This is a genomic window from Pseudomonas sp. ICMP22404 (assembly GCF_006227205.1).
Lineage (GTDB): Bacteria > Pseudomonadota > Gammaproteobacteria > Pseudomonadales > Pseudomonadaceae > Aquipseudomonas.
Genome location: NZ_VCNG01000007.1, coordinates 149702 through 160436 on the forward strand (window position 1 = coordinate 149702; position 10735 = coordinate 160436).

A 10735-nucleotide genomic window follows, 5' to 3' on the forward strand; every position below is an offset into this window, starting at 1 on the left:
GCCTGATACCAAACTGATACCGGACTGACACCGCTCTGGACTGTCGGCTCGGCAGCGGCCTCCTGATACTGAATCCCGTCAATTGGCATCAGTTGATACAACGTGAGCGATGGGAGAAAGGCGATGAACGAAGGACTCCAAGGCAGCGCAAATGATCCGCGTGATATCGGCGGCTCGCAGTTACTGGGACGCGGCCTGAATCGGCTCGACTGGGCCGGCGATAGGAAGGAATGTCAAAAGGTCGGTGATACCGAGTCGGGTAAACGGACCGTGCCCTACAAAGACACGTCCTACAACGTGGGCAAGCACGTCACCATGAGCACAGCGGTCTCCCAGGACAACTCCACGGTCGAGACATTTTCTTCCCGCGACGATTATGAAAGCCATACCCAATCGAGCGTCGAGGCGGCTGGTAAGTACGGTGCCTTTTCCGCGGGTTTCAAAGTCACGTTCGGCAGCGAGATCAAAACCTTCGAGGAGCGTGAGGCTGCGCTCTACAGCCACACGGCACGGCTGTGGAAACTGACGCTTGCGGTCGACCCCGCCAACGCCACCGACGTCTTCAAGGAACGAGTCAAGGCACTGCCGTCGGCTTTCGACGAGGACAATCCGCAGCCGTTCTTCGACTTCTTCCTCGCTTTCGGCGTCGATATCGTCAGTGAGGTCACCGTCGGCGGCTCGCTGAACTACGCGATGACCGCGCTCAAGAGCTATCTCAGCCAGACCAACACCCTCGATGCGATGGTCAAGGCCGAGTACGGCGCTTTCGTCAGCGGCAGCGCCTCGACCTCGATTTCGGAAACGGTCAAGAAACACCTGGCCCATCGCAAGGCCAACCTGACCACCCGGGGGGGCACCCATTCGATCAACTTCAACTCGATGGAGCCCAATAACTGCAACGCGGATTTCAGCAAATGGCGCGAGTCGCTGGCCAACGATCCCGCGATTGTGGAATTGAACCTCTCGCCGGTCTATTACTTCATCAACACTGGCGCAACCCGCACGGCAGTGGAGCAGGCCTACCGGTGGTACACCAGCTACAAGGCGGAAATCAAAGCGGATTGGCAGGAGTCGACGATTGTTCTCGGCCGCTCCAATCGGCTCAAGGCATCTGTCGCGGCGACAGCCGGCCCAGCCCTGCGGCTTGTGTTCGTCGACAACAAGAGCAAGGAAACCAGCGAAACCTTTCACACCCCACCGGCAGCGGATGCCTCCAGCGAAGACTTTGAACAGTTCTGGGATGCGCTGGCCTCGCTGGTGAAACAAAAAAGCGGGCACAAGCTATTGATGGCCACTGAGCGCTGGCCTCGCGACAAGCGTTACTACCCCGGTCGTCGCATGCGTGAGGTGCTGCTGCTCAACGGCGCCAGTGAAAAGGCGCTCCAGCGTTGGGAGGCCCTGACCAGGTACATGGTGCCAAACCCATTGGCCGGCCTCACTTATGTGCTGGCGGGCAATGACCTGGAAACGCCGGGCGTCGATGGGCTCATCGCCGGCTTCGGCCAGGCGGGCAAAGACCTCAACCCGACGGTGAAAGTCTCGGCGCGCCTGTGTCATGACTCGTTCGGCAGGGTCAAGGTGGTGCAGACGGAAAAGACCCAGGAAGACCCGTGTACGTTGCTGTACATCGTGCGCAACAACACCGACTCCAAACCGGCCCTGGCCACCGACCCGCAGAACAAGACCCGGATCGCCATGCAAACCCCGGACAGGCACAACCTGGGGCAATACTGGTACATGCTCGAGCTGGAAAAACCCTATCCGGAAATCAACCACCCGGTGCTGCTGATCAACTACGAGACGGGGACTTGTCTGCAAGGCATGCATGACCAGAACGACTGCCGGCTCAAACCCATCGAACCGGGTCGCCAGCAAGACGATGTGATCTGGGATCGGCGTGGCGACGACGTGTTCCATCTGTTGCTGGTGCACTGCTGGAAGAACGCCATGTGCCTGACCCAGATTGAAAAACGCGCCGCTGTCCGGCCATGGCGCCTGCCCCACGGCATGGACTGGTTCCGCGAGGCGCACCGTCCGTATAGTTGATAACCAACAGACAGCCCCGGCCTATCCGGCCGGGTCTCCCGTGCTTTCTTGCGTGAGTGGTCCCTGACGATGCAAGTCTTCAACAGTGTTCCCTTTATCAACGAGGGCGTGGAAGCAGCGCTCGATCCGCGAACCTTTCCTTATCTGTTCAATGACCATGGCCTGGCCCAGCCCAGCGCCTACGTGCGCGGCAAGCTGATCTCCCTGACACCTGAAAACCCCGACCTGCTGCTGGGCGCCCGCTATTCCGGCATCACCTGGTGGGACCGTGAAGTGCCGACGAGCTGCGGTTCCTATCGGATCAAGCAATTCGATTTCCGCGTCAAGGAAGTACGCTACGAGCCCATCTGGGCCACGAAGGAAACGGCACAAGCCTTCGGCATGACCCTGCTTGCCAATGGCGAATGCCTGCGCTTCGAGTACGACCAGTTGATCCTGGGCCAATACACCTATGGCAAATGGGCGGGCCATCAATCCCCGTATCTGGGGCCGGAGCGCACGCGTGAACTGCTGACCTACAACCCCACCGACCTCGAATACCACAACTTTCCCCATGCCTTCTTCTCTCGCTACGGACGTCTGCCACTGGTCATCAGCGTCGCCCGCTGGCGTCCTGCGGCACGGGAGATCTACCTGGCCGACCTGTGGCTGCGCCCCGGCGACGCGTTGGTCCTGCCGCCCAAGCACTACCCCGACATCCCACCCAGCGACGCCGGTGGCCTGGAGAACTGGCCGGTGGTGGTGGACATGCATGGCAATAGGAACTCCGCCCTGGCTTGCTGGTTTGGGGGAGAGGACTGCCTGCTGACGGAGACGGTATTGGCGAACTCGGCCTTGATGAGGTCGCCGGCGGGGCGGCCGCATTATCACGAAGAAAAGACGGCGACGCGGCATGAGATGCCGATGGGGTATCAGGCGTAAAGAGGTCGAACCTGTGGGATCGGGCTTGCTAGTGACCGCGAGGTTGAATTGTACCGACGCCATCGCGAGCAGGCTCGCTCCCACATGGGGGGGGGTGTAGGCGGTATTTATGTACGACGCCGGACCTGTGGGAGCGAGCCTGCTCGCGATGACGGCCTGTCAGTTACCTCGATGTTGAATGTATCGACGCTTTCGCGAGCAAGCCCGCTCCCACAGGGTCCGGCTTCGTACCTGAATACCACTAGCACCACAGCCCCCATGTGGGAGCGAGCCTGCTCGCGATGGCGGCCTGTCAGTCATCCCGATACCGACAGTTGCCGCACAGCCAATTCCCCTCGCTGGACGTCCCGAATTCCCCTGTCTAGAGTGAAATATCCGCGCCGGATACATCGGGAGGGACTCCAGTGAATCAGCTTAATGACTACACCAGCCTGACGGATCCATTGAATGTAAAAATCATGGAACTGGCTCCCAAGGAAAAGCGCGATGGTAAGAAAACCAATTTGTTCTTCACCCCCGACACTGCATTCGACTCCAAGCCACTGACCCTGACGACGGGCAGCTATCCCTTCACGCCCATCGGCAGCCTGGGCATCACCCAGGTGGATACCACCGGAAAGGAATGGAGGCATGTCGTCAATCAAATCACCAACAGGCATGGCCTCACTTCGGATTACGGCAATCCTGACCGGGCTGATCAACTGGTCTTGCTGGACACCCTGGATGCCGTGAAGATCAAGGAGGCCGTCGCGCGGGATAAGCAATTCACCAAAGGCAGCTACTTCCACCCGGACGTCGAACAGGTATTCGGGACAACCAACCCTGTCACAACCTATGCCGCCCAACAGGTCATCGAGCGTCGAGCCGCCCTGTGTCAGCCCGTGCCCGATCCAACGGCGCTCCTCTATTGGAACCTGCTCAGCTCGGACCCCGCCGCGCAGGCGAAGCTATATAACTGGCTGCAAACCCATGGTGGGATTTCTCACAAGTTCTCGGTCAATGACAGAAAATCAGGGAACAGAATCCAGAACCACTTCCAGAACCTGGAGAACTCCAACGCCATCCATTTCGCCAGCGAAACCCGTGGTGAATATGCTGCCGCCAAACTGCTGATTACCGTCCTCGGCAACGAATACCAGATGAAGATCGGCAAAGCCTCTTCAGGCCGCACCAATGGGATCGACCAGATATGGGTCAAGCGCAACCTGATCAGCGGCGTGGTGGAGGAGTACATCATCGTCGAGTGCAAAGGCAGCGTGGATGCGTCGCTCAACGAAGCCAAGTATGGCTGGCAAATGTCGCCCTGCTGGGTCTTCTACTGCCTTGTCGGTCTGCTGGGCACCAACGGCAATCTCGCCAGCACCTCGACCACGGATGTGTTCGCCAAGACCACCATGGTCAGGAAAATCCTCGACGCCTTGATCAACCCGGGTCCCCCCGTGGTGAAAGGCCTGGTCATCCAGCCCATGACCAAATCCGTCACGGCGCCCAATAACATCGAAATGGTCGACTTGGGGGCCTATGACCTGGTCGAGCAATATACGAATGCGGCGGCTGGGCACTCGAAGTTCCATAACGCCCAAGTGTTCACCGGCACCTTGTTCTAGGAGCCAATGCCATGAAAAAACCAGAACAGGAAAACCTCCTGCACACGCTGAAGTCCCGTTTCGAACAAAACCCTCATCGCCACCCGGACCTTCAATGGCCTGACGTCCAGGCCCGGCTCGAAAGCAACCCCGCCGCGCTGAAAACCCTCCAGGCCATGGAAACCACTGGAGGCGAGCCGGACGTGATCGGCCACGACAAGCACACCGGGCGCGTGACGTTCTGCGATTGCGCCAAGGAAACCCCGGCCGGCCGTAGAAGCCTTTGCTACGACCGCGCGGCCCTGGAAGCGCGCAAGGAGAACAAACCTCGGGGCAGCGCGCTTGAGCTGGCGGAAGAGATAGGCATCGCCCTGTTGACGGAGGATCAGTACCGCGAGTTGCAGGCGTTGGAGGCGTTTGACTTGAAGACGTCCAGCTGGCTGGCCACTCCCGCTGACGTTCGCTCGCTGGAGGGGGCGATATTTGGTGACCGGCGTTATGGCCGGGTGTTCGTGTACCACAACGGCGTGCAGTCGTATTACGCGGCGAGAGGGTTTCGTGGGGTGTTGTGTGTTTGAACTGGGTCAGCGCTATCGAGCCACTGATCGGCGTTGCCCAGTTCGTGTCGATCTCAGCGAAGCCGGAGTGTCTTCACCACTGCCTCTCCCTGGGCGCCGCCAGGCCAGCATAGGTCAACGGAGGCTGAGGCCCCACCCGTTACATGGAAGATTGCAAAGTTCTTATCTTCCGAATGGCCGAACAGATGCTCAAAGTAAATGGAGGCATGGCCGCTGATCCTTCCTGAGCTTGCAATTCCACCCCCGGCAAGCTGGCCGGCGGGCATGCGCGAAATAGCGCTTGAGGTGATCTGGTAAACACTGGCTCTACGGTAGTCATCGTGGCTCAGGCGAAAAGCCGCCGCGCAGTGGACATCACCGCTGATGAATACAAGGGTCTTCCCGCCTTTATCCAAAGCCTGAAAAGCCGCATCAAGCAGCAGGTTTCGCTCTGTGTGATTGGTGCTGTGGTCCCACTCATCCATACAGTCATCTTTGGCTGAGTCAAACCATGACCCCACCGTCAATAGAACCGATTTCCAGTGGACGACGGGCACTGAGCTGACCACAAATAATACCGGTGAGGAGGTGTGCTCGTTGCTTGTCAGCCACGTTTTGAATCTTTCGACCTGCTGTGTTCCGAGAATAAAATTCTTATGTTCGGGACTCTCGACGTCGTGATGCCCGCGAAGATCAAGCATGTAGAAAGGAACCCCACCCTTTTCGAAGCTGTAATCCCAAATACATGATTCCGGCGTCTTTAATGAGTCTTTGGAAATGCCGGTGTCTGGATTGTGGCTATGCGCATACTCAAAGTAGGCAGTCCGCGCCGCTGTCCACATGGACGCGACCAGTTTTCTGTCAGTCGCGTTGTCGTCGGATTTGAAAATCCTCGAGATGATTGCAATTCGTTCTTCATCGGTACGGGAGCCCCAGCCATCCATGATTTCATGATCATCCCAGATCATGTACTGCGGATATCTCGCAAACACTTCCTGCAGGTGAGGGAATTTCCAGTACACCCGATAATACCAGCGGTACAAATTCAACAGATACGCGTCGAGTTTCCTGGTATCAAGCCTCTTGCCGGTGGAACACTCGGCTATCAGATCGTCCTTGTTGTCGACCAACCATTCCCAGATGTCTGGAAAGTGTTTGCTATCCTGACAGTCCACGTAAACCTGATCGCCTCCACCTATTGAAAACCTGGCGTCCGACGTGTTCATTCGCTCAAGAAAGAGCGGCCACGCACCATAACTTCCGTTGGCGTTGAATGGGTCGTGGCAGCTATAGAACCCAAAGCTGAAGTCCTGCATTGCGTCAGCCATGGTCCTGAATGTAAGGGACTTGTGACAGCCGATTTCAGTTTTGCGAAAGGCTTCCGTGCCGTCTGTCTCGTCGGTCATCAGGTAGTAGTAATAGACAGTATTTTGATCCAGACCTTTAAGATCAAACGTATGGGTCAAGTCATCATCCCAACTGAACGAGTGCGATTCATACGCACAGTCGAATGATTTTAAAAAAACCACCAAGGGTTTTCCGTCCAACTTGACCAGATCCCCGTCAATGGGTTTGGTCGACCAGACCAGGCTCCATGTCCCCGGTCGATACGCACGAATCCAAATTCGCGCAGTATCGGAGGTTACATGGCCAATGATGCTCGCGCTCTGGAGTTTGCAAACGTCGTATTCGTTATTTCTGGGATCGACCAGGGCCATGGGAAGTCCTTTGCCCGAGCTCATTTCCGTCGGGCATGAGATGAACCGGTTGTGCAGGTCTTTACCTTTCAGCAGGACCCACCACTCGGGATTTCGGCTCCAGTGGGAGCGATGGCCCTGTGAATATAGACGTGCCGCTTCGCTTGTCTAACCGACCTTCGTAACGTTTGGCGATAAGCAGATGCAGAATCGGCCACAGTCACGGCCTTTTGGCGATGACGACCAATCCGCCCGCAATCAACACCGCGCCTATCCGCGTGCGCGGGGTGATCACTGATACATCGAAGCAGAGGTAGTTGTAAGCTGGCAATCACAACAGACAACGCCCGCCCCCGAGCCACGACACGGTGGCAATTGATGGACACCCCACATGCCCCAAGCAACCCTGAACCTGATCCTGAATGCCTTGAACGAAACCGAACTGGGCCCTCTTGCCTCACGCCCATATGACTGCGCGTTCAACGTACTGGCAGCACCGCCGGAACAGAAAAGGCTGATCGTGATGGGGTTCAACGGCTCTGAAGCCGACAAGGACTTCACCAACGTTTCCGCCATCGAAGGAGACTTCCAACAGCCCGAGGTCTGTAATGTGGGGCTTGGCGTAGAGGGCAAATGGGGCAGCACTCGCCTGGCGAACCAGCTCAACACACTGCCGGACAAACTGGGCTTCACCAAGGCCGAAACCCTCTACACCAACGCCTTGCTGCTGTGCTCCAAGGACGCCGCTTCAATCGGCAGAGCGGCCAGGGCATCGGCGCTTGGCAGTCATCAGGTGCTTGCCGAGCGATCCATGCGGTTTTTTGCCGAGGCGACCATGAAGCTGAGTCGCCCTGAGTTGATCATTGCCTACAGCAACTCACTCCGGGCGCCTTCTGCTGCCAGCATTCTTTATGCGGCATTTGGTCAAGGCGAGGTCATCGACCACATCTGTACCGGCTCGCATACCGCAACATTCGGCTTCACTGCGACCATTGCTGGCGTTCGAGTGCCGGTGGTTGGCATACGCCACATGTCGCGTTTTACCGCCAGGCCGGAGCTCATTCATGAAGCCTGGAAGCGGCAGTTGTCCAGGTGAGTACGCGGCTTTCCAAGCCCTAACCCCCGGACACACTTTCCAGCAACACCTGCTCCATCATCTCGAAAAAACATTTGATATGGGCCTGCTTCAACGCCTGGGGCCGGCTCACCAGATAGATTTCCAGGTCTGGAATAGGCAGCTCAGGAAACACCTCGATCAGATCCTGCGCCAATACCCGAGGCAATACCGCCACCCCCATGCCTCGACGCACTGCCTCGAGTTGTGCGGTGAACGAATTCACGCTGATCGGCGCATGCTCCAGGCCGCCGGCTTTTGCCGCGCGCAGTTGCGGCAACATGTCCAGCGGGGGAAGCAAGGCGATATGCGCCGCCGTGGCTGGGGTGAGCGCTGGAGAGCGCTTCAGATAGGCCGCATCGGCGAAGACGCCGTAAGCGACTCGGCCGATGTGCTTGTAAATCAGTGACGGCTCACCCAGATGGGCGGTGCGCACCGCAATGTCTGCCACGCCGCGGACGATCTTGTGGAATTCGGCGGTGACCAGCAATTCCACCGAACAATTGGGGTGCAGGGCGGTGAAGCGGCTCGCGGCCTCCAGCACGGAGGAAGAGAAACCCTCCCCGGCACTGACCTGCACGCTGCCACTGAGCTCAGCCTGCCGCCCGGGCGGGCTCGCAACGGTTTGTCGGCGCAAGCCGGTTTCCGCGGCCAGGGCGACTTCCACCAGCGACTGGCCTCGCGAGGTCAGCCAACAGCCTTCGACGCCCCGCTCGACAAGGGGTTCGCCCAAGGCGCTTTCCAACTGCGTCAGGCGACGGGACACTGTAGACGCCGCGATTCCCAACAACTGCCCCGCCTGAAGAAAACTGCCCCGCCGCGAGACGGCCAGCAGCAATCGAAGATCGTCCCAATTCGCCTGCGATGCCATGCGTCCTGTCTTCCCTGGTTTGCATATGTGCAAAGCCATTATGCAGCAGTCGCTGTTTTTCAAAAACGGCGCCAACGGTATATCTACGGCCCTTCGAAACCCACGGAGTGGACTGTATGACCGCCGGCCCCAACGACTACGCGGAACGCGCCTCAAGAGCCTTCAATTGCCGTGATGTGGAGGCGATGCTTGCATTGGTGAGCGAGGATTTCATCTACCTCGATGGCACGGGCATTCAGATTGGTCGCGAGGCCATGCGCAAACGGGAACTCGCGTTGTTCGAAGCGCTGCCCGACGCCGAAATCACCTTCAGCCCCTTCATGGTCGCCGAGGATCGACTGGCGCTGGTTGCCGTACTGTCCGGCACCTTCACTGCCCCCCTGGTGCTGCCGGAGCGGGTGATACCGCCCCATGGTCGGCACATCACTGTGCACTTTGCGGCGCACTTTATCTTCAAGGATGGGCTGGCCACCCATGAAGAAGTGTTCTTCGACAGCGCGGTGCTGCTGCCGTCCGCCGAACAGGGCGAGGCTTGAGTCATGCGCAACGTATTTGTGACCGGCGCCACCGGCCTGCTGGGCAACAACCTGGTACGGGAACTGGTTGCGCGTGGCTACGCCGTCAAAGCCCTGGTCCGCTCCAGAAGCAAAGGCGAACAGCAATTCAGTGACTTGCCCGGTGTGGAGCTGATTGTCGGCGACATGGCCGATGTCAACGCCTTCGCCGCTTCGCTGCAAGGCTGCGATACGGTGTTCCACACGGCGGCATTCTTTCGCGATAACTACAAGGGCGGCAGCCACTGGGCGGCGCTTGAAGCGATCAACGTCGACGGCACCCGAGACCTGCTTCATCAGGCGTACCGCGCGGGCATACGCCGATTTATCCACACCTCCTCCATCGCTGTGCTCGACGGTGAACCCGGCGCGTCCATCGATGAAACCTGCATGCGGGCCGAGGCCGATGCGGACGATTACTACCGCAGCAAGATCCTCGCTGACCGTGTCGTGTTGACCTTCCTGGACGCCCATCCCGACATGCACGCCTGCATGGTCCTGCCCGGCTGGATGTGGGGCCCTGGCGACATGGGCCCGACGTCCTCGGGACAACTGGTCAAGGACGTCGTGAACGGCAAGTTGCCCGGGCTGATCCCCGGCAGCTTTGCCGTGGTCGATGCCCGCGATGTGGCCTGGGCACTGATTGCCGCCGCCAAGCTGGGACAGCGAGGCGAGCGCTACCTGGCGGCGGGCCGGCACATGACCATGGGGCAGTTGGTGCCTGTGCTGGGCCGTATCGCGGGCGTCAAGACCCCTTCGCGGCAACTGCCGCTGCCCTTGCTATACGCCCTCGCGACGGCCCAGGAGATTTATGCGCGGCTGACCGGCAAGCCGATCCTGTTGAGCTTGGCGACGTTGCGGCTGGTGATACGCGAGGAGCATCGCACCTGTTTCGACCCTCGCAAGAGCGAGCAGGCGCTGGGGCTGCGCTTCCGGGATCTGGACGTGACCGTTGCGGATACGGTGGCGTGGTATCGGGAGCATGGTGGGTTTGGCAAGCATAATGCTCTAAACACTGCATAACGACCGGGCCGCTCTGTGGCGAGGGGATTCATCCCCGCTGGGCTGCACCGCAGCCCCAACCCCCCCTCAGCCTAATGCCAATCAGTTAAGCCACAAACCTGTGGGAGCAAAGCTTGCTCGCGATTGTGGTAAGTCAGTCAGCAGTGTTGACTGGTTTGTCGTCATCGCGAGCAAGCTTTGCTCCCACAGGTTTTCTGTTTCGACCCTCGCAAGAGCGAGCAGGCGCTGGGGCTGCGTTTCCGGGATCTGGACGTGACCGTTGCGGATACGGTGGCGTGGTATCGGGAGCATGGTGGGTTTGGCAAGCGCAATGCTCTAAACACTGCATAACGACCGGGCCGCTCTGTGGCGAGGGGATTCATCCCC

9 protein-coding genes are annotated in these 10735 nt (G+C 58.9%); 7 read left to right on the forward strand and 2 right to left on the reverse strand.

Going from position 1 to position 10735, the window contains the following annotated elements; translation table 11 throughout:
* Positions 1-123: 123 nt before the first annotated feature.
* The 4 genes from FGE05_RS14430 to FGE05_RS14445 all read left to right on the forward strand — a co-directional run bounded on the left by FGE05_RS14430 (position 124) and on the right by FGE05_RS14445 (position 5131).
* Positions 124-2046, forward strand: a complete 1923-nt coding sequence (locus tag FGE05_RS14430; RefSeq protein WP_139645921.1) for an MAC/perforin domain-containing protein — start codon at positions 124-126, stop codon at positions 2044-2046.
* 69 nt (positions 2047-2115) lie between these two features.
* Positions 2116-2967, forward strand: a complete 852-nt coding sequence (locus FGE05_RS14435; RefSeq protein ID WP_139645923.1) for a hypothetical protein — start codon at positions 2116-2118, stop codon at positions 2965-2967.
* A 404-nt stretch (positions 2968-3371) separates the two neighbouring features.
* Positions 3372-4574, forward strand: a complete 1203-nt coding sequence (locus tag FGE05_RS14440) for a hypothetical protein (protein ID WP_139645924.1) — start codon at positions 3372-3374, stop codon at positions 4572-4574.
* Positions 4575-4585: 11 nt separating this feature from the next.
* A complete protein-coding gene (locus tag FGE05_RS14445; protein WP_139645927.1) occupies positions 4586-5131 on the forward strand; it encodes a DUF4256 domain-containing protein in 546 nt (181 codons plus the stop codon).
* 53 nt (positions 5132-5184) lie between these two features.
* On the opposite strand, the gene FGE05_RS14450 is transcribed toward FGE05_RS14445, so the two are convergent.
* Complete coding sequence (locus FGE05_RS14450) at positions 5185-6828, reverse strand: alkaline phosphatase D family protein (RefSeq protein ID WP_139645929.1); 1644 nt, start codon at positions 6826-6828, stop codon at positions 5185-5187.
* A 370-nt stretch (positions 6829-7198) separates the two neighbouring features.
* On the opposite strand from FGE05_RS14450, the gene FGE05_RS14455 reads away from it, so the two are divergent.
* Positions 7199-7903: a hypothetical protein gene (locus tag FGE05_RS14455; protein ID WP_217510094.1), complete on the forward strand. Its 705-nt coding sequence runs from the start codon at positions 7199-7201 to the stop codon at positions 7901-7903.
* A gap of 19 nt (positions 7904-7922) precedes the next feature.
* Here FGE05_RS14455 and FGE05_RS14460 read toward each other — a convergent pair whose 3' ends face one another.
* A complete protein-coding gene (locus tag FGE05_RS14460; protein WP_139645931.1) occupies positions 7923-8792 on the reverse strand; it encodes a LysR family transcriptional regulator in 870 nt (289 codons plus the stop codon).
* A 116-nt stretch (positions 8793-8908) separates the two neighbouring features.
* Between FGE05_RS14460 and FGE05_RS14465 the strand changes: the two genes are divergently transcribed.
* Both FGE05_RS14465 and FGE05_RS14470 read left to right on the forward strand, forming a co-directional pair.
* The gene (locus FGE05_RS14465) at positions 8909-9328 is read left to right on the forward strand and encodes an ester cyclase (RefSeq protein ID WP_139645933.1); all 420 of its coding nucleotides are present in this window, start codon (positions 8909-8911) and stop codon (positions 9326-9328) included.
* A 3-nt stretch (positions 9329-9331) separates the two neighbouring features.
* The gene (locus FGE05_RS14470; protein WP_139645935.1) at positions 9332-10369 is read left to right on the forward strand and encodes an SDR family oxidoreductase; all 1038 of its coding nucleotides are present in this window, start codon (positions 9332-9334) and stop codon (positions 10367-10369) included.
* Positions 10370-10735: the final 366 nt, after the last annotated feature.